This window comes from Aquincola tertiaricarbonis (assembly GCF_023573145.1).
In the GTDB taxonomy this organism is placed as follows: domain Bacteria; phylum Pseudomonadota; class Gammaproteobacteria; order Burkholderiales; family Burkholderiaceae_C; genus Aquincola; species Aquincola tertiaricarbonis_B.
Map to the genome: position 1 here is coordinate 1,947,661 of NZ_CP097635.1, position 24,164 is coordinate 1,971,824.

Here is a 24,164-nt window from a genome sequence, read left to right on the forward strand (position 1 = left end):
GACAAACCATCTTGATTTGACGATGTAACCTTGTTTCGTGAAAATCAAGTATCGAGTTACAGAGGCGCCGCCATGAAACCAGCCATCGCCAGCATCACGGATCGCATCCGGGAACGCAGCCACGCCACCCGCTCGGCGTACCTCTCGCGGGTCGAGAAGCTCATCAACCGGCCCCGCGGCAGTGATCGCATGGGCTGTGCCAACGTGGCGCACGCCTTTGCCGCGTTGCCCGCCAACGACAAGCTGCGTGTGGTGGCCGAGCGGGCGCCCAACATCGGCGTGGTCACGGCCTACAACGACATGCTGTCGGCCCACCAGCCGTACGAGGGCTTTCCGGCCATCCTGCGCGACGAGGCGCATCGCCAGGGCGCCACGCTGCAGGTGGCCGGCGGCGTGCCCGCCATGTGCGACGGCGTCACCCAGGGCCTGCCGGGCATGGAGATGAGCCTGTTCTCGCGCGACACCATCGCGATGAGCACCGCCATCGCCCTCAGCCACGACGTGTTCGATGGCGCCCTGCTGCTGGGCGTGTGCGACAAGATCGTGCCCGGGCTGCTGATCGGCGCGCTGCACTTCGGGCACCTGCCCTGCGTGTTCGTGCCGGCCGGCCCGATGAGCACCGGGCTGTCCAACAACGAGAAGTCCAAGGTGCGCGAGAAGTTCGCGCAGGGTCAGGTGGGCCGCGACGAGTTGCTGGCCGCCGAATCGGCCGCCTACCACGGCCCCGGCACCTGCACCTTCTACGGCACCGCCAACAGCAACCAGATGCTGCTGGAATCGATGGGCCTGCACGTGCCGGGCTCGGCCTTCGTGCACCCGCATGCCACGCTGCGCGAGGCGCTCACGCGTGAAGCGCTGCGCCGCGTGCTGGCCATCGGCAAGGGCGCCAATTTCCAGCCCATCGGCAAGCTGGTCGATGAACGCACCATCGTCAACGCCATGGTGGCGCTGCTGGCCACCGGTGGCTCCACCAACCACCTGATCCACTGGGTGGCCGTGGCCCGCGCCGCCGGCATCCTGATCGACTGGACCGACTTCTCCGACCTGTCGGCCAATGTGCCGCTGCTGTCGCGCGTGTACCCCAACGGCTCGGCCGACGTGAACCAGTTCCAGGCCGCGGGCGGCCCCAGCTTCGTGCTGCGTGAGCTGCTGGCCGCCGGCTGCCTGCACCCCGACGTGGCCACCATCGCCAGCGGCGGCATGGCCGCCTATGGCGAGGTGCCCACGCTGGAAGGAGAGCGCCTGGTGTGGCAGCGCCTGCCTGCGCAAAGCCAGGACGAATCGGTGGTGCGCCTGGCCTCGGCGCCTTTCAGCGAGACCGGCGGCCTGAAACTGCTGACCGGCAAGCTGGGCCGCGCGGTGATCAAGGTGTCGGCCGTGCCAAAAGACCGCCATGTGGTGGAGGCGCCGGCCCGCGTGTTCGAGAGCCAGGAAGCGCTGCAGGCCGCCTTCAAGGCCGGCGAGCTGGAACGCGACTTCGTGGCCGTGGTGCGCTTCCAGGGCCCGAACGCCAACGGCATGCCCGAGCTGCACAAGCTGACGCCGCCGCTGGGCGTGCTGCAGGGCAAGGGCTTCAAGGTGGCGCTGGTGACCGACGGCCGCATGAGCGGTGCTTCGGGCAAGGTGCCGGCGGCCATTCACGTCAGCCCCGAGGCGCTGGCCGGCGGTCCGCTGGCCAAGGTGGTGGACGGCGACATCATCCGGCTGGACGCGGTGAACGGCGTGCTGGACGTGCTGGTCGACGACGCCACCTGGGCCGCCCGCCCGGTGGCCACCATCCGGCCCGAGGCGGCTGAAGACAACGCGCATGGCCTGGGCCGCGAGCTGTTCGCGGGCATGCGCAAGAACGCGGTCAGCGCCGAAGAAGGCGCCTGCACCTGGCTTTGACAAGGACCTTCATGAACAACACCCTCGACCTCGTTTCTTATGGCCCGGTGATCCCGGTCATCGTGCTGCAGCGCGTGGAAGACGCCGTGCCGCTGGCCGAAGCCCTGGTGGCTGGCGGCGTGCGCGTGCTGGAAGTGACGATGCGCACGCCGGTGGCGCTGCAGTGCATCGAGGCCATCGCCAAGGCCGTGCCCGATGCCATCGTCGGCGCCGGCACCATCCGCTCGGCGGCCGATGCGCAGGCGGCCAAGAACGCCGGCTCGGTGTTCGGCGTCAGCCCGGGCTACACCAGCGAGGTGGGTCGTGCCTGCCAGGCCGCGGGCCTGCCGCTGCTGCCCGGCGTGGCCACCGCCAGCGAAGTGATGGCGGCCCAGGCCGACGGCCTGCAGTTCCTGAAGTTCTTCCCGGCCATGCAGGCCGGCGGCATCCCGATGCTGAAGGCCCTGGCCGGCCCGTTCCCGGACGTGGTGTTCTGCCCCACCGGCGGCATCAGCCTGCAGACGGCACCCGACTTCCTGGCGCTGCCCAACGTGAAGGTGTGCGGCGGCTCGTGGTTGACGCCGGCCGATGCGGTGGAAGCGGGCGACTGGGGTCGCATCACCCAGCTGGCAAAGGGTGCGACCTCGCTACGAGGCTGAACACCCTTCAGGCGTCTGTCAGACCCCGCCCTGGATCAGCTCGACCTTGTAGCCGTCCGGGTCGGTGACGAAGGCGATGATGGTGCTGCCGCCCTTGACCGGGCCGGCTTCCCGCGTGACGGCGCCGCCCAGGGCGGCGGCCTTCTCGCGCACCGCGTCGCACATCGCATAGGCATCGTCCACGCCCAGCGCGATGTGGCCGTAGGCGGTGCCCAGCTCGTACTGGTCGGTGCCGTAGTTGTAGGTCAGCTCCAGCTCGGCATGTTCCGGGTTGGGGCCATAGCCCAGGTAGGCCAGGTCGTATTGCTGCTCGGGCCGCTGCACGGTGCGCAGCAGCTTCATGCCCAGGGCCTGGGTGTAGAAGTCGATCGAGCGCTGCATGTTGCCCACACGCAGCATCGTATGTAGAAGTCTCATGGCTTGGTGGGAGGCTGAGCCTCGAAGATGAGGCAGGTGGTGGTCGCGTGTGCGTAAAGTGTGCCATCGGCACCCACCAGCCTGCCTTCGGCGGTGGCAATGCGCCCACCGCGGTGAATGACTTCGCCCACCGCGCGCACCAGCGGCACCTTGTGGGTGATGGCCTTCACGTAGTTGATCTTCAGCTCCAGCGTGGTGTAGGTCTTGCCCGGCTCCATCAGCGTGTGCACCGCGCAGCCCACGGCAGAGTCGAGCAGCGTGGCAATCCAGCCGCCGTGCACCGTGCCCAGCGGGTTGTAGTGGTCGAACTTGGGCTGCCCTTGGAACACCGCGCGGCCTTCGGCCAGATCCACGATGACGAAGCCCAGGGTGCGTGAGATGGGCGCACGCGGCAGCTCACCCGCCACCATGGCCTGCAGGATCTGCAGGCCGCTGCGGCCCACCACCTGGTCGGGCCGCGCCACGCCCACCTCGTGCTGCCGAGCTTCCACTTCCTGTTGTCGGGCCTGCCAGTCGGCCAGGGTGTCTGCAGTGTTCATCGGGGTCTCCATTGCTTGTACCTGCAACGATTGTAGGTACACTGATCGCCATGGGCCAAGAACTTTCCACCGTCCGCCCGCAGGGCTGTACCCACATGAAGGTGCGCCAGATCTCGCGCCTGGTGGGCCGCTACTACGACGAGGCGCATGGCAACGCCACGGGACTCAAGAGCACGCAGTACGCGCTGCTGTCCTTCGTGCTCAAGCTCGGTCCGCTGCGCCCCGGCGACCTGGCGCAGGCCATGCGGCTGGATGCCTCCACGCTCAGTCGCAACCTGCAGCCCTTGGTGGCGCAGGGCTGGGTGCGCCTGCAGCCGGGTGACGACGCACGCAGCCGGCTGGTCGAGATCACCGACACCGGCCGCGCCGTGCGTGAGCAGAGCCAGCGCGCCTGGAAGAAGGCGCAGCTGAAGGTGAACGCCGTGCTGGGGCCTGAGCGGGTGGTGGCCCTGCATGAGCTGCTCGACGAGTGCATCGGGCTGCTGGAAGCGGCCGAGGACGCCTGATTCACCCGCGCCCAGTGTTGCAATTGCCATGAACCAGCGTCGGGTGGCGGGCGGGTTGCCTACAATGTGCGCTGTCATTGGGGAGTAGCTGCCCTCCACCTGCCGGCCCATGCCGGCAGTGCTTTGAGAGGGGCTTGCGTCAACAGACTTGCATCGGCGGGGCCACCCGCGGGGCATGGCGCAAGCGATCCGCCGGATTTTGCGAGACCTTTGGCCGTGGCGACTCCGATTGGCCGGGGATGCGCTGCGGTCAATAGCGTCCATGTCCGGCCGGAGCCACCCTTTTGGAAGCCTTTCTCGTCTCAACCGGTATCGTCGCCCTCGCTGAAATGGGCGACAAGACCCAGCTGCTCTCGCTGGTGCTCGCCGCGCGGTTCCGCCGCCCCTGGCCCATCATCGCGGGCATCTTCGTCGCCACCGTCTTCAACCATGCCGCCGCCGGCGCGCTGGGCGCCTGGATCACCAACCTGGCCGGCCCGGACGTGATGCGCTGGGTGCTGGGCATCTCGTTCCTGGCGATGGCGGTGTGGACCCTGATCCCCGACAAGCTGGACGACGAGGACACCAAGGCGCCGCGCCTGGGTGTGTTCGGCGCCACCGTCGTGGCCTTCTTCCTGGCCGAGATGGGCGACAAGACCCAGATCGCCACTGTCGCGCTGGCCGCCCGCTATGACGCCATCGTGGGCGTGGTGCTGGGCACCACGCTGGGGATGATGCTGGCCAATGCGCCGGTGGTGCTGCTCGGCGACAAGGTCACCAAGAAGGTGCCCATCCGCGTCATCCACGTCATCGCGGCGGCCATCTTCGCGGTGCTGGGCGTGGTGGCCCTGATCTCCGGCTAGTTGTCTAGACAGGTACGGTGTAGTTCAGCGTCATGCGGCCGCCGTCCACCACCACGATCTCGCCGGTGACGTAGCTGGCGGCATCGCTCAGCAGCCAGGCGGCGACGTCGGCCACCTCGGCGGGCTCGCCCAGGCGCTTCATCGGCGTGCGGCTCATGATGCGGGCCTTGGCTTCTTCGCTGGTCAGCACCGCGCTGCGCGCCAGCTCGGTGGCGATGGTGCCGGGCGCCACCGCATTGACGCGGATGCCGTGGTCCACCAGGCCCAGCGCCATCACCCGCGTCAGCTGGTCGATGGCGCCCTTGCTGGCGTTGTAGCTGGCGATGCTGGGAATGGCCAGCCGGCCGTTGACCGAGCTCATGTTGACGATGGCGCCGCCGCCGTGGGCCGCCATCAGCCGCGCCACCGCCTGGCCCACCAGGAACGAGCCCTTGAGGTTGACGGCGATCACCGCGTCCCAGTCGGCTTCGGTGATGTCCAGGAAGTCGGCCGCGCGGAAGATGCCGGCGTTGTTGACCAGCGCGTTCACCGGGCCCAGTGCGCCCACGGTGGCGGCCAGGGCCGCATCCACCTGGGCCTTGCTGGCCACGTCGCAGTGCTGGTAGATCACCCGTGCGCCGTCGGCTTGCAGCCCCTGCGCCAGTGCCTCGCCGCGGGCATCGTCCACGTCCCACAGTGCCACGGCGGCGCCTTCTCGCAGCAGCCGGCGGGCGCAGGCTTCACCGATGCCTTGCGAGGCACCGGTGACCACGGCCACGCGGCCACGCAGCCCGAAGTTGATCTCGTCACGCGGGTTCATGCGCTCTCCGTTCACCGATCCAGCCACACGGCCATGCCCTGGGCATTGAGTTCCACGTCCAGCTTCAGCAGGTCCAGCTCGGCCTCGTCGCCCTGGCGGCCGTTGGCGCGCAGGCGCTCGGCGTACATGCGGCGCAGCGCGGCCTTCAGCGCCTCGTGGCGTTCGGGGGCGTGGCGCAGCTCGGCGCCGATGGCTTCCATCTGCTGCAACTGCAGCAGGAACTCATCGGCCAGCGCCGGCACGTCGGTCACGCGGCCGTAGTGCGTGAGGTACATGCACTGCGGCTGGCTTTGCAGCAGCCGCTGCACCGATTCACGCAGCGGCCCGGGCTCGAACTGCACCGGCGTGGCGGTGGGAAAGATCCAGGCCGTGCGGCCCGGGCGGTCGAACTCGCGGAAGCTGATGCCGAAGGTGTCGCCGGTGAACCAGCCGCGGCTGCGTTCGTCCCAGATGCAGTGGTGGTGGCGCGCATGGCCCGGCGTGTCGATCAGCCGCAGCGGCCGGCCAGCCAGGTGCAGCACCATGTCGTCTTCGCTGGACACCACCCGCTCGGCGTCCACGCCGATCACCTGGCCGTAGGAGCGGTCCATCTCCTCCTGGCCATACACGGCCAGTGCACCGGCATAGAGCACGCGTGGATCGATGAGGTGCCTTGAGCCACGCGGGTGCACCAGCACCTTGGCATGGGGCAGCGACTGCATCAGCAGGCCGACACCGCCGGCATGGTCCAGGTGCACGTGGGTGGCGATGACGTGGTCGACGGCGTCAGGTCCCAGGCCCAGGGCCTGCAACGCGCCCAGCAGGCGCGGCACCGCGTGGTTGGTGCCGGTGTCGATGAAGCAGGCACGGCCCGCTTCGATCATCAGGTAGGCGGCGTCGAAACGCGGCCGCTGGAAGCCGGTGTCGATGGCGTAGATGCCATCGCCCAGCGGTTCGAGGTAGTCGGGCAGGGCGGTCATGCGGCCGATTCTGGCAGCTGCCGCCCGGGGCGGGACTGAGGGTCAGTCCCCCTGTTTTCTGATCAGCCTTGGCGGGCCAGGGCTGCCCAGGCGCGGGCGATCTCGGCGGTGCCGTCGTTGCCGCCCACGCTGCGCAGCGTCTGCAGGCCCTTGGCGCGGGTGGCGGGCGATTGCAGCTGGGCCCAGCCCAGGCGCAGCTTGGCATCTTCGGGGCGCTTCAGGCTGCCCTTGGCGATGCCCTTTTCGATGAGGCCCGCGCCCTTGTCGGCCTGGCCCATCGAGGCGTACACCGTGCCCACCTTCACCAGCTCGTTGCCGTCCTTGGCCGCGGCGGCTTCGGTCTCGGCCTTGGCCAGGCCGGCCTTGGTTTCTTCCTGCTGCTTGAGCACCAGGTCGCGCAGTCGCTTGTGGCGCTCGGCCTCGGCGCCGGTGCCCAGTGCGCCGCTGGCAAAGCCCTTGTCGACGATGGCCTTGGCCTCGTCGGGCAGGCCGGCCTGCAGCGACAGCTGGGCCATCTCCATGTACTGCTCGGTGGTGGTGATCAGCCCGTTGGCCAGCTTCAGCCGCATCACGTCCAGCGACAGCCGCGACGAGAAGCCCGGCTTGCGCTGCACGTTGTTGAGGTAGGCGCTCCAGTAGTCCTTCTTCGGATAGTGGAGGATCAGCTTCTCGAGCGCGGTGGCGTGGCCGGCCGCGTTGTTGGTGCGCTGGTAGGCGTCGGCCAGGCGCAGCAGGTCGTCTTCGGCGGGCTTGCGGCCAGCCTGCTCGGCGGCGGCCACGGCCGCGCCGGCGTCGCGGGCCACGGCGGCATAGTCGCCGCTCTGGGCCTGCACATAGGCGATCAGCTGGTTGAGCTGGGCGCTGTTGCTGCCGGCGGCCTTGGCCTTTTGCGCCCATTCGCCGGTCTTGGCCCAGTTCTTGGCCTGCGAGTAGGCAAAGGCCAGCGACTCGGCCACCTGTGCCTGCTCGGCCCCACTCAACTTGCCCGAGGCGTACACCGACTCGAAGGCATTGATCGCGGCCTGCGTATCGCCCGCGCGCTGGGCGGCAGCGCCGCGCATGCGGTCGATCGTCAGCTGCTCGGCGGCGGTCTTGTTGCCCACGGCGTCGGCCTCGCGCACCTTGGCCAGCGCTTCCTTGGCCTTGCCGGCCTTCAGCAGCTCACCGGCCTGCTGCAGCGGCTTGCCGATTTCAGGGCGCAGTTGCTGCGCACCGGCGTGGGCCACGAGGCCCGCGGCCAGCAGCGCGGCGGTCAGTGCTTTGAGGGTGTTTCGCATGGGGACACTTCAGTCAAATCAGTTCGTGAACTGCTCGTTGCCGACCAGGCCGATCTTGGTCACGCCCAGCCGCTGCGCACTGGCCATCACCCCGGCCACGTGCTTGTAGGTCACCAGCTTGTTGGGGCGCAGGTGCACCTCGGGCTGGTCGGGCAGGGCCGCGATCTGGGCCAGGCGGTTGTCCAGGTCGGCGCGGCCGTTGACGATCTCGCCGTTCCAGCCGATGGTGCCGTCGAAGTCCACGTCGATGCGCACCACCTCGGGCGGCTTGGGCGGCGGCGGCGCGTTGCTGGGCACCGGCATGTTCATCTTCACCGCGTGCGTCTGGATGGGGATGGTGATGATGAACATGATCAGCAGCACCAGCATCACGTCGATCAGCGGCGTGGTGTTGATGTCGACCATCACTTCGTCGTCGCCACCGCCGCTGCCTACATTCATTGCCATGTGAGTCTCCTAGCGGCCTGCGGCAACGCCGGCGGGCGGCTCGGTGATGAAGCCGACCTTGTGGATGCCTGCACGCTGGCAGGCCACCACCACGCGGCCGACGGCCTCGTAGCGCACTTCGGCGTCGCCGCGGATGTGCACTTCGGGCTGGGGTTCCTTGACGGCCGAGTCCTTCAGCCGTGCGACCAGGGTCTCGATGTCGGGCAGCCGCTCGACACCCCAGTACACATCGCCTTCACGGTCGACGGCCAGCACGATGTTCTCGGGCTTGGTCTGCGTCGGGACGTTCTTTTCCTTCGGCAGGTCGAGCTTGATCGACTGCGTGACCACCGGGATGGTGATCAGGAAGATGATCAGCAGCACCAGCATCACGTCGACCAGCGGCGTGGTGTTGATGCTGGAGTTCAGCGCTTCTTCGCCGTCGTCGCCCGATGAGATGTTCATCGCCATGATCGGCTCCTAATGAACGAGCTAGGGCTTATCGTTTTCCGGCGATAAGGACGTTGTGCAGGTCGCTGCTGAACGAGCGCACCTTTTCCATCGCGCTCTTGTTGCGGCGGATCAGCCAGTTGTAGCCCATCACCGCGGGCACCGCGACGGCCAGGCCGATGGCGGTCATGATCAGCGCTTCACCCACGGGGCCGGCCACCTTGTCGATCGAGGCCTGGCCCGAGATGCCGATGGCGGTCAGTGCGTGGTAGATGCCCCAGACGGTACCGAACAGGCCGACGAACGGTGCGGTGGAGCCGACGGTGGCCAGGAAGGCCAGGCCATCCTGCAGGCGGCTCTGGATGTTGTCGACAGCGCGTTGCATGCTCATCGTCACCCAGGTGTGCAGGTCGATCTGTTCGACCAGCGTGCCTTCGTGGTGCTCGCTGGCGGTCAGGCCCTGCTCGGCGATGTAGCGGAAGGCGCTGCCCTTTTCCAGGCTGTCGGCACCGGCGCGCACGCTGCCCGCGGTCCAGAAGGTCTTGCCGGCGGCCTCGGCGGCCTTCATCAGCTTCTGCTGCTCGAACAGCTTGGTGAAGATGATGTACCAGCTGCCCATGCTCATGATGACCATGATGATCAGCGTGCCCTTGGCGACGAAGTCGCCTTGCGCCCACAGCGCGCCCAGGCCATAGGGGTTCTCGACCACTTCGTTGGCCACCGCGGGGGTGATGGCGGGCGCAGCCGGCGCCTCGGTGGCGGCGGCCGGGGCCGGCTCGGAGGCGGCCTGGGCGAAGGCGACGGTGGCAGGAGCCAGGGCGGCGGTGGTGGCGACGGCCAGCACGACCGCACGCAGGAACTTGGTCAGGGACATGGGATTTACTCCGACGGGAACAGGGGGCGGCCGGCAGGCGCCGGCGCGCGGGTTGAACGGGATGGAGGAGGGCGGTGCGGGCCGCTACTCGATCTTCCAGACGTACTCGACGGTGGCGATGGCGCCGCCGATGGGCTTGCCTTCCGGATCGGTGCCCGGACGGAACGGGCACTTGCCCAGCGCTTCGACGGCCGCGGCATCGAGCGCGCGGTGTTCACGCGTCGGGCCCGAGGACTTCTCGATCTCGGCCTTGGCCACCTTGCCGGTGGCGTCGATGGTGAAGCGGATGCGGGTGGTGCCGGTGGCCTCGGCGCGCAGCGCAGCGCGGGTGTATTCCGGCTTCTCGCAGGAAGACACGTCGATGCGGGCCGGAGTGCCCACGCGCGGCGGGGCCGGCGGTGCGGGCGGCGCCGGGGGCGCGGCCGGCGACGGCGCGGGCGCGATGTTCACCGGCGCAGGCGGCGGGGCCACCTGGGTGGTGGTGATCGTCGGGGCCGGGGTCGGCGGCGGCGCCACGTTGATCTCGGGCGGCGGCACGTAGCTCGGCGGCGGGGGCGCGAGCTTGGGCGGCGGCGGCAGGTTCTCCGGAGGCGGCGGAGGCGGCTTCACCTCCTCGATGATCTTCGTCTCGATCGGTGCCTTGATCACCTCCACCACCTTGCGAGCCAGCCCACTGACGAGCGCCCAACCGAGGAGCAGGTGCATCAACACCACAATGCCAAAGCCGACCAGATGGTTGCTGGGTCGGCGCTGCTGTTCAGCAAAATCCACTCAAATTCCTCCAGGTCCGGCCGTTGTCGGCGGACTGCCTTAATGCTGCTGCTACCTTGTGGGTGGCCTGGGCGCGCCGTTCGCGAAGCCGCGGACTATAGACGCAAACGCCCGGGGCTCCGGCTGGGGGTTGACCCTCAGCGGCACGTTACAGCGTGGCAGCGCAAGCAAATTAGGGGCCTGCCCCCAAGACACCGCCCCTGCCTCCGACCGTCCGCGCGCCACCCTACCGCAACGAAGTGCCGCTGCGCTACCGTTTGTAAGCGGGGGGACCTGTCTAGACAGGTGAACCAGCCGCTGGACCATGGGCAGCGGATTTTGCCGAACGGGTAAAGCTTGCGCGGTGGCCGCCCGCTTGTTGACGCGGGTCAAGCCCGTGGCGGCGCGGGGCCCCTAGCCTTGCGGGCTCCTCAGGCTGACACGGTTTCATGACGACCACTGCTTCCCGCGCGCCGCAGGCCGCGGCCATTCCGCACCGCAAGGAGATCCGCGCCTGGATGGCGCCCATCGCCACCCGAGACACCGCCCGCGCCCTGGCCCTTACCGTCTTCGACCTGCTGTTTTTTGCGCTGTCGCTGGCGGCCACGGTGCTGGCATCGCACCCCCTGGTTCAGGTGGGGGCGGCCTGCGTCACCGGGTTCGTGATCGCGCGGCTCTTCATCCTGGGCCATGACGCCTGCCACCAGGCCTTCACCCGCCACCGCCGGCTCAACCGCTGGCTGGGCCGGCTGGTGTTCCTGCCCTCGCTCACGCCCTACAGCCTGTGGGAGGTGGGGCACAACGTGGTGCACCATGGCTACACCAACCTCAAGGGCTTCGACTTCGTGTGGGAGCCGCGCACGCTGGCCGAGTACCGGGCGCTGCCGCGCTGGCGCCGCGGGCTGGAGCGGGTGTACCGCAGCGGCTGGGCGCCCTGGCTGTACTACCTGGTGGAGATCTGGTGGGCCCGCCTGCTGTTTCCCAGCCGCCGCCACATGCCCACGCGGCGGGCCATCTTCACCGCGGACGGTCTGCTGGTGACCGGCGTGGCCACACTGTGGATCGCCGGCCTGGTGGCCGCGGCCGGCGCCACCGGCCAGTCGGCCGCGTGGCTGGTGGCGGTGGGCTTCGTGCTGCCCTTCCTGGTGTGGAACGGCTTCATCGGCTTCGTGGTGTACGTGCACCATACCCACACCGGCGTGGCCTGGTACCAGGACAAGAAGAGCTGGGCCGCGGCGCAGCCATTCGTCTCGACAACGGTGCACCTGACCTTCCGCTCGGCCATGGGCAGCGCCCTGCACCACATCATGGAGCACACCGCCCACCACGTGGACATGAGCGTGCCGCTGTACCGCCTGAAGCGGGCGCAGCAGCTGCTGGAAGCGCGCATGCCCGGCTGCATCGTCGTTCAGCCCTTCTCCTGGCGCTGGTACGCCCGCACCGCCCGGGCCTGCAAGCTGTACGACTACCAGCGCCAGTGCTGGACCGACTTCAACGGCCGGGCCACCAGCACGCCCCTTCCGGCCCCCTGACCGTCCCCGGCCGCGCGGCGCGGCAGGAACAGGGTTTGCCGAACGCCTGCCATGAACATGATGGCAAGCACGGCGACTCGGCGGCCCACGGTCACCGCCTTCTTCTTTGCACTGGCCGGCCTGGCCCTGCTGGGCGGTGGCGCCTGGCTGGTGGCCCTGGGCGGGTCTTTCTATTACGCGCTGGCCGGCCTGGCGGTGCTGCTGACCGCGCTGCTGCTGTGGCGCGGCAGTGCCGCCGCGCTGCTGGTGTATGCCGTGTTCGTGGTGGGCACGGTGGCCTGGTCGTTGTGGGAGGTGGGGCTGGACTGGTGGCCGCTGGCCGCCCGCGGCGACGTGGTGTTCATCATGGGGCTGTGGCTGCTCACGCCCTGGTTGGCCCGGGGCCTGGGCCTGGACGAGGTGCGGCGCGGCGGCAGCGCATGGAGCGGCCCGCGGGGCTGGCTGGCGCTGTTGCTGGGGCTGTTCCTGGCCTTGGCGGTGGCTTCGTGGTTCATCGACAAGCACCGCATCGAGGGCACGGCGCCGCCGCCGCTGGCCAGCAACGCGGCGGCAGAGGCGGCGGCTTCGACGCCCGTGCCCGATGGTGAATGGCATGCCTATGGCCGCACCGGTGCGGGCCAGCGGTATTCGCCGCTGTCGCAGATCACTCCGCAGAACGTGGACCAGCTGGAAGTGGCCTGGGAATACCGCACCGGTGACGTGCGCGGACGCCCTGGCGACCCCGAGGAAACCACCTTCGAGGTGACGCCGCTGAAGGTGGGCAACCGCCTCTTCCTGTGCACGCCGCACCAGTCGGTGGTGGCGCTGGATGCCACCACCGGCCAGCAGCTCTGGCGCTTCGAGCCGCAGATCCAGGGCGCCGGCGCGCTGGCGCTGCAGCACCTGACCTGCCGGGGGCTGTCTTACCACGCACCGCGCAGCACGCCGGCCGGCGGCGCAGCGCCCGATGCCGCGGTGGCCTCGGCCGCCAGTGCGCCCGCCACGCCGCCGCCGGCCACGGCCTGCCACAACAAGCTCTTCATGCCCACGGCCGACGGCCGCGTGATCGCCCTCGACCCGGCCACCGGCAGCCGTTGCCAGACCTTTGGCGTCAATGGCCAGATCGACCTGTGGACGCAGATGCCCAATGTGAAGCCGGGCTCGTACTACAGCACCTCGCCGGTGGTGGTGACGGACAAGCTGCTGGTGGTGGGCGGCACGGTGCTGGACAACGTGTCCACCGCCGAGGCCTCGGGCGTGATCCGCGCCTACGACATCGACACCGGCGCGCTGGTGTGGAACTGGGACTCGGGCAACCCCGACGTGACCGAGCCACTGCCGCCCGGCCAGACCTACACGCCCAACTCGCCCAACAGCTGGTCCATCAGCAGCGTGGACGAGGCGCTGGGCCTGGTCTACGTGCCGATGGGCAACCAGCCGCCCGACCAGTGGGGCGGCAAGCGCAGCGAGGCGGTGGAGAAGTATTCGTCGTCGGTGGTGGCGCTGGAGCTGGCCACCGGCCGGGTGCGCTGGGTGTTCCAAACGGTGCACCACGACCTGTGGGACTACGACGTGCCGGCCCAGCCCACGCTGGTGGACCTGACCATCAACAACCGCGCGGTGCCGGCGCTGGTACAGCCCACCAAGCAGGGCGAGCTGTTCGTGCTGGACCGCCGCACCGGCCAGCCGCTGCTGCCGGTGACCGAGGAGCCCGCACCGCAGGGCGCGGCCGAAGGCGACCGCACCGCGCCCACGCAGCCACGTTCGGCGCTGTCCTTCGATCCGCCGCCGCTGCGTGAGCGCGACATGTGGGGCGGCACGATGTTCGACCAGCTGGCCTGCCGCATCGCCTTCAAGCGGCTGCGCTATGAGGGTCGCTTCACGCCGCCTTCCACCGGCGGCTCCCTGATCTACCCGGGCAACTTCGGCGTCTTCAACTGGGGCGGTGTGTCGGTCGATCCGCAGCGCCAGATCGTCTTTGCCACGCCCACGTACCTGGCCTTCGTGTCGCAGCTGGTGCCGCGCCAGGACGACAGCTCGATGCTCGTGCAAGGCAATGGCGCGCCGCAGGGCGCCCTGCCGGCGCTGAACGAGAACTTCGGTGCGCCCTTCGCCGTCAAGCTCGGACCCTTCACCTCGCCGCTGGGTCTGCCTTGCCAGGCGCCGCCCTGGGGCTACGTGGCCGCGGCCGACCTGGTGAGCGGCCAGAAGATCTGGATGCACAAGAACGGCACGGTGCGCGACAGCTCGCCGCTGCCGCTGCCTTTCCGCATGGGGGTGCCCAACCTGGGCGGGCCCATCACCACCGCCGGCGGCGTGGCCTTCCTGTCGGGCACGCTCGACTACTACGTGCGCGCCTACGACAGCAGCAACGGCAAGCAGCTGTGGCAGCACCGCCTGCCCGCCGGTGGCCAGGCCACGCCCATGACCTACCTGGGCGCCGACGGCCGCCAGTACGTGGTCGTGGCCGCCGGCGGCCATGGCTCGCTGGGCACCAAGACGGGCGACAGCGTGATCGCCTACGCCTTGCCGAAATGAATGACCCAAGGAGATATCCGATGAGCCTGAGCCCCGCACCGCTGCCCTACCAGCGCGACCTGGAAGTGACCGAGGCCGACGAGGCCGAGACCGACGAAGCCCTGCGCGAGGCGCTGGTCGGCATCAGCCGCACCGTGGCCCGCGACGAGGGCCATGCCTACCGCAGCGTGCATGCCAAGAGCCACGGGCTGTTGCGCGGGCGTCTGACGGTGGCGCCCGGCCTGGCGCCGGAGCTGGCCCAGGGCCTGTGCGCGCAGCCGGCCGAGTACGAGGCCGTGGTGCGGCTGTCGTCCACCCCGGGCGACCTGCTGGACGACGGCGTGTCCACGCCGCGGGGGCTGGCCCTCAAGCTGTTGGACGTGCCGGGCGAGCGGCTGCCGGGCACGGAGGCGGACACCACACAAGACTTCCTGATGGTCAACGGCCCGGTGTTCAGCGCGCCGACGGCCAAGCGCTTCCTGCAGACCGTCAAGCTGCTGGCCGCCACCACCGACAAGGCGCCCCATGCCAAGAAGGTGCTGTCAGCAGCGCTGCGCGGGCTGGAATCGCTGGTCGAGAAGGCCGGTGGTGAAAGCGCCACGCTCAAGGCCCTGGGCGGCCACCCGGCCACGCACATCCTGGGCGAAACCTTCTTCACCCAGGTGCCGGTGCTGTGGGGCCCGTACATGGCCAAGCTGTCGCTGGCGCCGCTGTCGCCCGAGCTGAAGGCGCTGACCGACCAGCCGATCGAGCTGAAGGGCCACCCGCATGCGCTGCGCGACGTGGTGCATCAGCACTTCGCCGGCCAGGGCGGCACCTGGGTCCTGCGCGTGCAGCTGTGCACCGACCTGGAAGCCATGCCGATCGAGGACGCCTCGGTCGAGTGGCCCGAAGACGTGAGCCCCTGGCACACGGTGGCGACGCTGACCCTGCCGCCGCAGGACAGCTGGCCCGAGGCGCGTGCCGAGGCCATGGACGACGGCCTGTCCTTCAGCCCTTGGCACGGGCTGGCGGCGCACCGTCCCATCGGCTCGATCATGCGGGTGCGCAAGGCCGCTTACCAGGCCGCTGCCGCGTTCCGTACCGGGCACAACGGCGTGGCGCTGGCCGAACCGCGCAGCCCGCAGGGCGTGGCGGGGTAACCAGTTCGGCGGTTCAGGCGGCGTGGCCGGCGTCGGTGGACAGGGCGTCCATGCAGTGCACCGGCAGCCCGCCGCTGGGCGTGCCGTCGGGCACCGCCACCGCGCTGAGCACCGGCGGCCGGCCCTTGACGCTGCCGAAGATGGTGGAGAAGGCCACGTCCGCCGCATCGCGCCCCACGCCGATGCGCACCAGCCCCATCGGGATGGCGGTGCCGGAAGGGTCGAACAGGTACCAGCGGTGGCCCAGGTACACCTCCACGTAGGCGTGGAAGTCGGGCGGGCCCAGCGACGGGTCGGCACCGAAGTCGGTGCCAGTGGTCATGCGCGCCGGGATGTTCAGCGCCCGGCACAGCGCAATCATCAGGTGCGCGAAGTCGCGGCACACGCCGGCCTGGTCGATCAGCGTGTCCAGCGCGGTGGTGCTGGTGGTGCTGGTGTTGGAGCGGAAGGCCACGTGGTTGCGCACCCAATCGCGGATGGCTTGCACCCGGTGGTAGCCGCGCCGCAGGTGGCCGAACTGGGCCAATGCCATGCGCCCCAGCCGGTCCGAAGGCACGTAGCGGCTGGGGTAGATGTAGCTCACCACGTCCAGCGGCAGCTCGCCCACCGGAATTTCGCCGATGCTCCACGGATCGGCCCGGTGGTGGTGGATGCCCACCCGCGCGGTGTAGCGCAGCGTCAGCTCGCCGGGCATGGCCTGCAGCCGCAGGTAGCGGCTGTGGGTGTGCGGGTCGGTCTCCAGCCGCGGGGTGACGGGCTGGCTCAGCGTCAGCACTTCGTCGGTCACCGTTTGCGCGGGCGTCAGCGCCGGGTGGATGTTGAAGACGAAGTCGGCCCCCGGCGCATCGACGGTGTACGACAGTTCGAGGTTCAGCTGGATCTGGGTCATGGGGGCCTCCTGGGCTTGCCTGGGCGCTGCGAAAAAGAGGCCCAGCCAACCAGCCGCTGAACTTGTCTAGACGTCTAGGGTATTCGATAGGTGTAGTATTGGGGCCACAGACACGCAAGACCTTCCATCCGTAGGTCTCTCGCCCACCCTCCGCTCCCTTGGAGGCTCGGGCCGATGCTCGCACCGCTCATCGATTCTCTTGCCGTCTTGCGGTGGCCCGTCCGCGGGCTGGCGTCTGCTCATGTTCACCACCGCGCAAGGCGGACCGATGGCTGCTGGCCATCGCCGCCTGCACTGCAGTGGTGAGCTGGATTCACTCAATAACAGGAGCGCCCATGGCCAAGGAAGAACTCATCGAAATGCGCGGCGTGGTGCAGGAAGTGCTGCCCGACTCGCGCTACCGCGTCACGCTGGACAACGGCCACCAACTGGTGGCCTACACCGCCGGCAAGATGCGCAAGCACCACATCCGCGTGCTGGCCGGCGACCGCGTGTCGCTGGAGCTGTCGCCCTACGACCTGACCAAGGGTCGCATCAGCTTCCGCCACCTGGAAGAGCGCGGCGGCGCACCGCGGCGCTGACCACGGCTCAACGCCACACCGTTTTCACCAGCGACTCACGCACGATCCCGCGCACCGCCTGTGCCACCGCCCGCACCGCGGCCGAACCGGCCTGGCGGTTGGACAGGGCGAGCGTGAGCACACGCGGCACGGTGGGCCGCACGATGCCGGCCGCGCTCATGCGGCCCGCGGCCAGTTCTTCATGCACGAGCTGGTAGGGCAGCACGCTGTACAGCCCGCCGTGCATCACCAGGCCCTTCATCGTCAGCATGGAGTCGGCCTCCACCGCCACCTGCAGTTGAACGCCCACGCGGCGGCAGATCTCGTCCAGCGCGGTGCGCAGGCCGTTGGGCCGTGAGGCCAGCACCAGCGGCAGGCCGGCCAGCCGCTTGAAGGGCAGGGCGGGCGCATCCTGCGCCAGCGCCCCGATCGGGCCCACCAGCAGGCTGTCCACCACGCACAGGCGCTCCTCGCCCTTGGGGTCGAGGCGACCGAAGCGGTTGATCACCGCCAGGTCGAGATCGCCGCTGGCCAGGCGTTCGTCCAGCGCATGCGAAAAGCCGTCGACGAACTGCAGCCGGATGCGCGGATGCTGCCGGGCCAGCTGCTGGTGCAGCAGCCCCACCAGCGGCTGCGCCGCCGCCGGCACCAGGCCCATGCGCACCAACCCGCCCGGTTGGCCGCCCAGTTCGGCGGCTTCGGCGGCGGCCCGCTCCATGTCGGCCAGCGCGGCACGCAGCCGGGGTGCCAGCAACTGCGCCGCCTCGGTCATCGCCACGCCACGCCCGGTGCGCTCGAACAGACGGATGCCCAGTTGCGCCTCCAGCGCGGCCACATGGCGGCTGACCACCGACTGCGCCACGTCCAGCTGGGTGGCGGCGCGGGTGATGCTGCCGCCTTGAGCCACCGCCAGAAAGGCTTCGATGCGGTGCAGATTCATGCTTTCAAAGCATATCTGAAATCGCCTGCGATATCTTTTTGGCAAAGCGGGGCGTGCCTACGATGGCCGCATGACCTCCCCCGCCACCCCGCTCGATCGTCTGGCGCCCCGTCGCGCCGCCTGGCTGCAGCGCCTGCTGCCCGACGGCGTGCCGCGCCTGTGGTGCCCGCTGCTCACGCCCTACACCGCGCAAGGCGCGATCGACGCGCCGCGCCTGCAGGCGCACCTGCGCTTTCTGCAGCCCCACGTGCGTGGGCTGCTGGTGCCGGGCTCCACCGGGGACGGCTGGCAGCTGGCCGACGACGAGGGGCGCACCCTGCTGCAGCTGCTGATGGACCAGGCGCCGCGCCTGGGCCTGCACCTGCTGGTGGGCGTGCTCAAGCCCGGGCTGGACGACATGCTGGCCACGCTGGCCGACCTGAGCGGCTGGCTCCATCGGCGCGCCGGCATGGCAGCGTCGGCGGATGGGGCATCGGACGACACTGAACTGGCCCGGGTGCTGCGCCACAGTGGCGTGTGTGGCTTCACCGTCTGCCCGCCGCACGGGGCGGGGCTGACGCAGGACGAGATCGCCACCGCGCTCGACCGCCTGCTGGCCACCGGCCTGCCGATGGCGCTGTACCAGCTGCCGCAGGTCACCGGCAACGAGATGGCGCCGCAGACGGTGGCCGCATTGGCCGACCGCCACGCCAACCTGTTGATGCTGAAAGACACCAGCGGCGCCGATCGCGTGGCGGCGGCGGGCTTTCGTCAGGCGTTTCTGGTGCGTGGCGCGGAAGGCGGCTACAGCCGCCACCTGGCCGCGGCGGGCGGCGACTACGACGGCTTCCTGCTGAGCACCGCCAACGTCTTCGCGCCGCAGCTGGCCGCGCTGCTGGCCCACCTGGACGCTGGGCAACAGGCGCAGGCCGACGCCTTGTCGGCCCGGCTGCAGGCGGTGGTCGAGGCGGTGTTCGCCGCCGCCGCGCCTGTGCCCTGGGGCAATGCCTTCACCAACGCCAACAAGGCGCTGGACCACTTCATGGCCCATGGCCCGCAGGCCGAAGCGGTGCCCGGCCCGCGCCTGCACTCGGGGCACTTGCTGCCGCCGGCCTTGATCAGCGCCGCCGGCCAGGCGCTGCGCCAACACGCCCTGATGCCCGCGCGCGGCTACCTGGGCTGAACCTGTCTAGACAAGCAGAAGGAGACAACACCGATGGCATCCGCAACGCACCGCATCCGAGACATCCAGGCCTTTGCCGTTTCCTTTCCCATCGCGCCCGAGAACGCGGTGCAGCTGGGCATGGGCCGGGCGGTGAAGAAGGACGCGGTGGTGGTCAAGGTCACCACCGACAGCGGCCTGGTGGGCTGGGGTGAATCGCACCACGGCAAGGCCCACACGGCGGTGGCGCAGCTGGTCAACACCACGTTGCGGCAACTGGCCGTGGGCATGGACGCCACCGACGTGGTGGGCGTGTGGGACCGCATCTACTGGAAGCAGCTGGCCAGCCATGGCGTGGGCGCCGGCTGCGCGATGGCGATGAGCGGCATCGACCTGGCTCTGTGGGACATCCGCGGCAAGGCCGTCGGCTGGCCGCTGTACAAGCTGCTGGGCGGATCGGCCAAGGCGGTGCCCGCCTATGCGGGTGGCGTGTCGCTGGGCTTCCAGGACCCGGCGGCCCTGGTGGACGAAGCGCTGCCGCACATCGAGGCTGGCTACCGCGCCATCAAGCTGCGCGTGGGCGACAGCCCGGCGCGCGACCTGCAGCGGGTCAAGGCGGTGCGGCAAGCCGTGGGCGACGAGGTGACCATCCTGGTGGACGCCAACACCGGCTACGACCTGAACGATGCGCGGCAGGCGATGCCCGGATTCGATGCCCTGGGCGTGGCCTGGCTGGAAGAGCCCTTCGCGCCGCACGACCACCGCAGCTACCGCCTGGCGCGGGGTTTCGGCCGCGTGCCGCTGGCCGCGGGAGAGAACCACTTCACCCGCTACGAATTCAGCCGCGTGATCGAGGACGGTGACATCACCATCCTGCAGCCCGACCTGTCCAAGGCCGGCGGCATCACCGAGCTGCTGCGCATCGCGGCCATGGCTTCGGCCTACAAGCTGCCCGTCCACCCGCACACCTGCATGACCGGCATCAACATGGCGGCGTCCATCCACTTCCTGGCGGCCATCGACAACGGCGGCTACTTCGAAGGCGACGTCTCCAAGAGCAACCTCTACCGCGACAGCCTGGTGAGCCGGCCCTTCCAGATCGGCCGCGACGGCTGCGTGCGGCCGCTGGAGGCGCCGGGCATCGGGGTGGAAGTGGACGAGGCCTTCCTCAAGGCCTATCCGCCCGTCGAAGGTCCCGGCTACGTCTGAGCATTCACGCGCCCCCACGACGGCCGCCGCAGATGCGGCCGCGACACCCCCAACGGAGACCAACATGCAAGCCCACACCTCACCCGCGCGTCGCCGCTTCGCACTGGTGGCGCTGACCCTGGCCGCGGCCTGGGCGGCGCTGCCCGCCGCCGCGCAAGGCCCGGCCGGCGCGGCGGCCTACCCGGCCAAGCCCATCCGCATCATCGTGCCGTACCCGCCGGGCGGTTTCAACGACACGCTGGCGCGCACCGTGGGCGTGAAGCTGCAGGCCGCCTGGGGCCAGCCGGTGACGGTGGAGAACAAGCCCGGCGGCGGCACGCTGATCGGCACGGACGCGGCGGCCAAGTCGGCGCCCGATGGCTACACGCTGTTCGTCACACCCTTCGCCTTCGCGGTCAACCAGGCCATCTTCAAGAAGCTGCCCTACGACCCGGTGAAGGACTTCGCGCCCATCACTTTGGCGGCCACCACACCCAACCTGCTGGTGGTGTCGTCGGCGCTGCCGGTCAACTCGGTCGCGGAACTGCTGGCTGCGGCCAAGGCCAGGCCGGGCAGCATCAACTACGCCTCCACCGGCACCGGCTCGTCCAACCACCTGTCGATGGAGAAGTTCAAGCAGATGGCGGGCGTGGACATCACCCACGTGCCCTACAAGGGCAGCGGCCCGGCGGTGACGGACCTGATCGGCGGGCAGGTGGGCGTGATGTTCGACAACATCCCCAACGTGATCCAGCACGTCAAGGCGGGCAAGCTCAAGGCGCTGGCCGTGAGCACGCCCAGGCCCACGCCTTACGCGCCCGGCGTGCCCACGGTGGCCGAGGCCGGCGTGCCCGGCTACGAGGTGGACGTGTGGTTCGGCTTCGCGGCGCCGGCGGGCGTGCCGCAGCCCATCCTGGACAAGCTGAATGCCGAGATCGTGAAGGTGCTGCACATGCCCGACGTGAAGGAGAAGTTCGCCGCCCAGGGCGTGGATGCCGTCGGCAGCAGTGCACCGCAGTTCGCGGCCTACCTGAAGGACCAGATGGCCCGATGGAGCAAGGTGGTGCAGGACGCCGGAGTGACCCCGGAATGACCGATGCCGCCACCGCCACCGGCACCGGCCGCCGCCCATGCGTGCTGCTGACCGGCCCGCTGCACGAGCCTGCCCGGCGCCGCATGGCCGAAGTGGCCGAGGTGCGGCTGGCGCCTGACACCCGGCCCGACACCTTGCGCCGCCTGGTGCGCGATGCCGACGTGCTGGTGGTGCGATCGAACCTGCCGCCCGACCTGCTGGACCATGCGCCGCGGCTGCGCGGCATCGTGCGGCCCGGCGTGGGCGTGGACATGATCCCGGTGGAGGCGGCCACGGCGCGCGGCATTCCGGTGGCCAACGTGCCTGGCAGCAACCGGCAGGCCGTGGCCGAGCATGTGATGACGGCACTGGGCCTGCTGCTGCGCCGCCAGCACCGCATGGATGCGCTGCTGCGCAGCGAAGGCTGGGCCGCCAGCCGTGCGCTGGCCGAAGGTGCCGGCGAGCTGGCGGGGCAGACGCTGGGCATCGTGGGCGTGGGCAGCATCGGGCTGCGCGTGGCCGAGATGGCGCACCACGGCTACGGCATGCAGGTGCTGGGCCACCAGCGACGCCTTCAAGGGTTGCCGCCGTGGTTGGCGGCCTGCGCGCTGGACGAACTGCTGGCGCGCAGCCGCTGCGTGGTGCTGACCTGCCCGCTGACAGAGGCCACCCGCGGCCTGCTGGATGCACGCCGCATCGGCCTGATGCGCCCCGATGCGCTGCTGGTCAACGTGTCGCGCGGCGCCACCGTGGACGAGCTGGCCCTCGTGGCGGCGCTGCAGGCCGGCCGCATCGCCGGCGCTGCGCTGGACGTGTTCACCGAACAGCCGCTGCGCACGGATCACCCGTTGCTGGCCTTACGGAACGTGCTGCTCACGCCCCATGCCGCTGGCCTGACCGACGAGAGCCTGGCGGCGATGAGCGAGGGCGCGGCCGACGAGGTGCTGCGCCTGCTGCACGGGCAGGCGCCGCTGAACCAGGTCCATCGCTAGCTGCCCGCCGCACCGCCGAAGGCACCACCCGCCGCGTCTGCTCGCAACCAGGCCGGGCTGGCGAGGGTGGTGGCCGCCGCGGTAGGAGGCGGCATCGTCGTGGATGCGGCTCGTCGGCGCGCTGCGTGCTCAGCGGCTCTTGCTGCTGTCGCTGCCGCTGCTGCTGGTGGCACCGCTGCTGTCCGACGAGGCGCTGCTCATGCCGCTGGCCAGTCCGGCGCTGCTGCCGGCGCTGGTGTTGCTGCCGCCGGCCTTGCGGTTGTCGCGCCACTGGTTGAATTCCTCGGAGAACTTCTTGTAGCGGTCCTGGCGCCAGGCCTGGTAGTCGTCGTCCAGCTTGCGCATCTGCTCCGACCGCCACTGGTGGTAGTCGGGGTCGAAGTGATGCTGGTCATGATCCTGGCCCTGGCCCTGGCCCTGGCCTTGGCGTTGGGACTGCTGCTGCCAGTGGGCCGGCAGGCCGCCTTGTGCGGCCGATCCGCCCTCGTAGCCCTCATAGCCCTGCTGCCCGCCCTGGGAGCCGTAGCCGCCTTGCGACGCATAGCCGCCCGGCATGCCCTGGCGGCCCTGCGGGCGGTAGCCCCCCTGAACTTGCCCGTAGCCGCCCTGGCTCTGGCCATGGCCCGTGTCCTGGCCGCTGAAGCTGCCCCGCGACCCGTAGCCCGCTTCGCCGGGCTGCGAGCTGCCGTAGGTATTGCCGCCGCCTTGCTGTCCGCTGCCACCGAAGTCCCAGGCCTGCTGGCCGCCGCGGTGGGACTCGTCGTTCCAGCCGCCTTGCTGGCCACCACGTCCGCCGCCGGGCGATGAGGGGCCCTGATTCCACCGGTTCTGATCGTCGCGCTGTGTCATTGCCGTGTCCTTTCCTCATGGGTTGGGAGAAGGGTCGGCCGCCCCAGCGGGCGTCCGGCCGCCACCGGAACGGGCAAAGGGCGTGCCGATCTGGCGGCCGCTTGTCTAGGCAAGTCGGCCTGATGGCGGGCCCGCCGCTGCCCGTCCGGCCGGTGCCCTACGTGTCAATATTTGCCTGCAGCAGGACGCTGCCAGGCGCTGCGCAGGCGGCTCGCCCCACTAGAGTGCCAGTGGTATGAGAAGTGCAGAAGTCACGTCAAACGCGAGGGGGTCCGCGTTGCCGACCCCGGCACCATGAAGGCGTTGGTGGTCGAGGACCACCCGATCGTGCGGCGGGGCCTGCGCCGGGTGATCGAACTGGAATGGGACGACGCCGAAGTGCGCGAAGCCGACAGCCTGGCCGACGCCTTGCGCCAGTTCAGCCAGGCACCGCCCGACTTCGTGGTGATGGACTTGGCCTTGCGCGACGCGCCCGGCACCGAGGGGCTGACGCGCCTGCGACGCATCTCGGGCGACGTGCCCATCCTCATCCTCAGCCTGCACAAGGAAGCCAGCCATGCGCAGCGCCTGCTGCAAATGGGCGCGGCCGGCTACGTCAGCAAGGAACGTACGGGGGAAGAACTGATCCCTGCCATCACAGGCGTGATGACCCAGGGTCGATATGTGCCCCCTGAGATGGCGAACCGGCTGCTCACCGTGCAGTCCGACGGGCTCAAGGCCACCTTGCCGCATGATTTGTTGACCCCGCAGGAGTACCGGGTAATGCAACTGATTGCAGCAGGCCACCGCTTGACGCAGATTGCCGAGATGATGCGGCTGTCGGTCAAGACAGTCGGCAACTACCGGATGCGCATCCTGGGCAAGACCGGGTGGCACGACAACGCCGAGCTGAAGAAGTACTGTGCACAACAAGGGCTCGTGAACCCCGGTTGAGCGTTCGGGCAAGACGGTTGCCACGGCGCCTGGCAGGGTGGAACGGCCACCGCCAGGAGCAACGTG

The 24,164-nt window shown here is 69.7% G+C and carries 25 protein-coding genes and 1 riboswitch; of the genes, 13 read left to right on the top strand and 12 right to left on the bottom strand.

All coding sequences use genetic code 11. From position 1 onward, the window contains the following. Nucleotides 1-72 precede the first annotated feature (72 nt). Together edd and eda are read left to right on the top strand one after the other, a co-directional pair. Nucleotides 73-1,887, top strand: a complete 1,815-nt coding sequence (edd, locus tag MW290_RS08985; RefSeq protein ID WP_250194332.1) for a phosphogluconate dehydratase — start codon at nucleotides 73-75, stop codon at nucleotides 1,885-1,887. Nucleotides 1,888-1,898: 11 nt separating this feature from the next. Beyond that, on the top strand, nucleotides 1,899-2,525 hold the full coding sequence (gene eda / locus MW290_RS08990) for a bifunctional 4-hydroxy-2-oxoglutarate aldolase/2-dehydro-3-deoxy-phosphogluconate aldolase (RefSeq protein ID WP_250194333.1): 627 nt from the start codon (nucleotides 1,899-1,901) through the stop codon (nucleotides 2,523-2,525). Nucleotides 2,526-2,543: 18 nt separating this feature from the next. On the opposite strand, the gene gloA is transcribed toward eda, so the two are convergent. Continuing rightward, entirely contained in the window at nucleotides 2,544-2,942 is a 399-nt protein-coding gene (gene gloA, locus MW290_RS08995; protein WP_250194334.1) for a lactoylglutathione lyase, read from the bottom strand. Then, nucleotides 2,939-3,481: a PaaI family thioesterase gene (locus MW290_RS09000; protein WP_250194335.1), complete on the bottom strand. Its 543-nt coding sequence runs from the start codon at nucleotides 3,479-3,481 to the stop codon at nucleotides 2,939-2,941. The genes gloA and MW290_RS09000 overlap by 4 nt, the downstream gene beginning before the upstream one ends. A 50-nt stretch (nucleotides 3,482-3,531) precedes the next feature. On the opposite strand from MW290_RS09000, the gene MW290_RS09005 reads away from it, so the two are divergent. Together MW290_RS09005 and MW290_RS09010 are read left to right on the top strand one after the other, a co-directional pair. Continuing rightward, nucleotides 3,532-3,987, top strand: a complete 456-nt coding sequence (locus MW290_RS09005) for a MarR family winged helix-turn-helix transcriptional regulator (protein WP_250194336.1) — start codon at nucleotides 3,532-3,534, stop codon at nucleotides 3,985-3,987. 58 nt (nucleotides 3,988-4,045) lie between these two features. Then, a riboswitch (yybP-ykoY riboswitch) is annotated at nucleotides 4,046-4,265 on the top strand. A 6-nt stretch (nucleotides 4,266-4,271) separates the two neighbouring features. Beyond that, complete coding sequence (locus MW290_RS09010) at nucleotides 4,272-4,829, top strand: TMEM165/GDT1 family protein (RefSeq protein ID WP_250194337.1); 558 nt, start codon at nucleotides 4,272-4,274, stop codon at nucleotides 4,827-4,829. Between the two features lie 4 nt (nucleotides 4,830-4,833). On the opposite strand, the gene MW290_RS09015 is transcribed toward MW290_RS09010, so the two are convergent. The 7 genes from MW290_RS09015 to MW290_RS09045 form a co-directional block, all read right to left on the bottom strand. Continuing rightward, the gene (locus MW290_RS09015; RefSeq protein WP_250194338.1) at nucleotides 4,834-5,628 is read right to left on the bottom strand and encodes an SDR family NAD(P)-dependent oxidoreductase; all 795 of its coding nucleotides are present in this window, start codon (nucleotides 5,626-5,628) and stop codon (nucleotides 4,834-4,836) included. 11 nt (nucleotides 5,629-5,639) lie between these two features. Next, nucleotides 5,640-6,587, bottom strand: a complete 948-nt coding sequence (locus MW290_RS09020) for an MBL fold metallo-hydrolase (RefSeq protein WP_250194339.1) — start codon at nucleotides 6,585-6,587, stop codon at nucleotides 5,640-5,642. A 62-nt stretch (nucleotides 6,588-6,649) separates the two neighbouring features. Further along, on the bottom strand, nucleotides 6,650-7,864 hold the full coding sequence (locus tag MW290_RS09025; RefSeq protein WP_250194340.1) for a hypothetical protein: 1,215 nt from the start codon (nucleotides 7,862-7,864) through the stop codon (nucleotides 6,650-6,652). An 18-nt stretch (nucleotides 7,865-7,882) separates the two neighbouring features. Next, nucleotides 7,883-8,311, bottom strand: coding sequence for an ExbD/TolR family protein (locus tag MW290_RS09030; protein ID WP_250194341.1), 429 nt, complete (start codon nucleotides 8,309-8,311; stop codon nucleotides 7,883-7,885). 9 nt (nucleotides 8,312-8,320) lie between these two features. Beyond that, nucleotides 8,321-8,761: an ExbD/TolR family protein gene (locus tag MW290_RS09035; protein ID WP_250194342.1), complete on the bottom strand. Its 441-nt coding sequence runs from the start codon at nucleotides 8,759-8,761 to the stop codon at nucleotides 8,321-8,323. Nucleotides 8,762-8,789: 28 nt separating this feature from the next. Continuing rightward, a complete protein-coding gene (locus tag MW290_RS09040; protein WP_250194343.1) occupies nucleotides 8,790-9,614 on the bottom strand; it encodes a MotA/TolQ/ExbB proton channel family protein in 825 nt (274 codons plus the stop codon). Nucleotides 9,615-9,698: 84 nt separating this feature from the next. After that, on the bottom strand, nucleotides 9,699-10,319 hold the full coding sequence (locus MW290_RS09045) for an energy transducer TonB (RefSeq protein WP_250194344.1): 621 nt from the start codon (nucleotides 10,317-10,319) through the stop codon (nucleotides 9,699-9,701). A gap of 494 nt (nucleotides 10,320-10,813) precedes the next feature. Between MW290_RS09045 and MW290_RS09050 the strand changes: the two genes are divergently transcribed. The 3 genes from MW290_RS09050 to MW290_RS09060 are packed head-to-tail and all read left to right on the top strand — an operon-like array spanning nucleotide 10,814 to nucleotide 15,534. After that, nucleotides 10,814-11,896, top strand: coding sequence for a fatty acid desaturase (locus MW290_RS09050; protein ID WP_250194345.1), 1,083 nt, complete (start codon nucleotides 10,814-10,816; stop codon nucleotides 11,894-11,896). Nucleotides 11,897-11,956: 60 nt separating this feature from the next. Beyond that, the gene (locus tag MW290_RS09055; RefSeq protein WP_250196632.1) at nucleotides 11,957-14,413 is read left to right on the top strand and encodes a membrane-bound PQQ-dependent dehydrogenase, glucose/quinate/shikimate family; all 2,457 of its coding nucleotides are present in this window, start codon (nucleotides 11,957-11,959) and stop codon (nucleotides 14,411-14,413) included. A gap of 20 nt (nucleotides 14,414-14,433) precedes the next feature. After that, nucleotides 14,434-15,534, top strand: coding sequence for a catalase family protein (locus MW290_RS09060; RefSeq protein WP_250194346.1), 1,101 nt, complete (start codon nucleotides 14,434-14,436; stop codon nucleotides 15,532-15,534). 13 nt (nucleotides 15,535-15,547) lie between these two features. Here the strand turns inward: MW290_RS09060 and MW290_RS09065 are convergent, their stop codons facing one another. Continuing rightward, on the bottom strand, nucleotides 15,548-16,423 hold the full coding sequence (locus MW290_RS09065; protein ID WP_250194347.1) for a transglutaminase-like domain-containing protein: 876 nt from the start codon (nucleotides 16,421-16,423) through the stop codon (nucleotides 15,548-15,550). A 335-nt stretch (nucleotides 16,424-16,758) separates the two neighbouring features. Here MW290_RS09065 and infA point away from each other — a divergent pair, with 335 nt between their 5' ends. Further along, the gene (infA, locus tag MW290_RS09070) at nucleotides 16,759-17,004 is read left to right on the top strand and encodes a translation initiation factor IF-1 (RefSeq protein WP_250194348.1); all 246 of its coding nucleotides are present in this window, start codon (nucleotides 16,759-16,761) and stop codon (nucleotides 17,002-17,004) included. Nucleotides 17,005-17,011: 7 nt separating this feature from the next. Here the strand turns inward: infA and MW290_RS09075 are convergent, their stop codons facing one another. Beyond that, the gene (locus MW290_RS09075; protein ID WP_250194349.1) at nucleotides 17,012-17,923 is read right to left on the bottom strand and encodes a LysR family transcriptional regulator; all 912 of its coding nucleotides are present in this window, start codon (nucleotides 17,921-17,923) and stop codon (nucleotides 17,012-17,014) included. Nucleotides 17,924-17,993: 70 nt separating this feature from the next. On the opposite strand from MW290_RS09075, the gene MW290_RS09080 reads away from it, so the two are divergent. The 4 genes from MW290_RS09080 (at nucleotide 17,994) to MW290_RS09095 (ending at nucleotide 22,316) form a co-directional block, all read left to right on the top strand. Further along, nucleotides 17,994-19,085, top strand: a complete 1,092-nt coding sequence (locus MW290_RS09080; protein ID WP_250194350.1) for a dihydrodipicolinate synthase family protein — start codon at nucleotides 17,994-17,996, stop codon at nucleotides 19,083-19,085. Between the two features lie 33 nt (nucleotides 19,086-19,118). Beyond that, entirely contained in the window at nucleotides 19,119-20,273 is a 1,155-nt protein-coding gene (locus tag MW290_RS09085) for a mandelate racemase/muconate lactonizing enzyme family protein (protein WP_250194351.1), read from the top strand. A 64-nt stretch (nucleotides 20,274-20,337) separates the two neighbouring features. Further along, a complete protein-coding gene (locus MW290_RS09090) occupies nucleotides 20,338-21,345 on the top strand; it encodes a tripartite tricarboxylate transporter substrate binding protein (protein WP_250194352.1) in 1,008 nt (335 codons plus the stop codon). Then, nucleotides 21,342-22,316 carry an NAD(P)-dependent oxidoreductase gene (locus MW290_RS09095; protein WP_250194353.1) on the top strand — a complete coding sequence of 325 codons (975 nt, stop codon included), beginning with the start codon at nucleotides 21,342-21,344 and terminating at the stop codon, nucleotides 22,314-22,316. Before MW290_RS09090 ends, MW290_RS09095 begins: the two co-directional genes overlap by 4 nt. A gap of 129 nt (nucleotides 22,317-22,445) precedes the next feature. Here the strand turns inward: MW290_RS09095 and MW290_RS09100 are convergent, their stop codons facing one another. Then, a complete protein-coding gene (locus MW290_RS09100; protein ID WP_250194354.1) occupies nucleotides 22,446-23,165 on the bottom strand; it encodes a hypothetical protein in 720 nt (239 codons plus the stop codon). A gap of 171 nt (nucleotides 23,166-23,336) precedes the next feature. Here MW290_RS09100 and MW290_RS09105 point away from each other — a divergent pair, with 171 nt between their 5' ends. Then, complete coding sequence (locus MW290_RS09105) at nucleotides 23,337-24,098, top strand: response regulator (protein ID WP_250194355.1); 762 nt, start codon at nucleotides 23,337-23,339, stop codon at nucleotides 24,096-24,098. The last annotated feature ends 66 nt before the right edge of the window (nucleotides 24,099-24,164 follow it).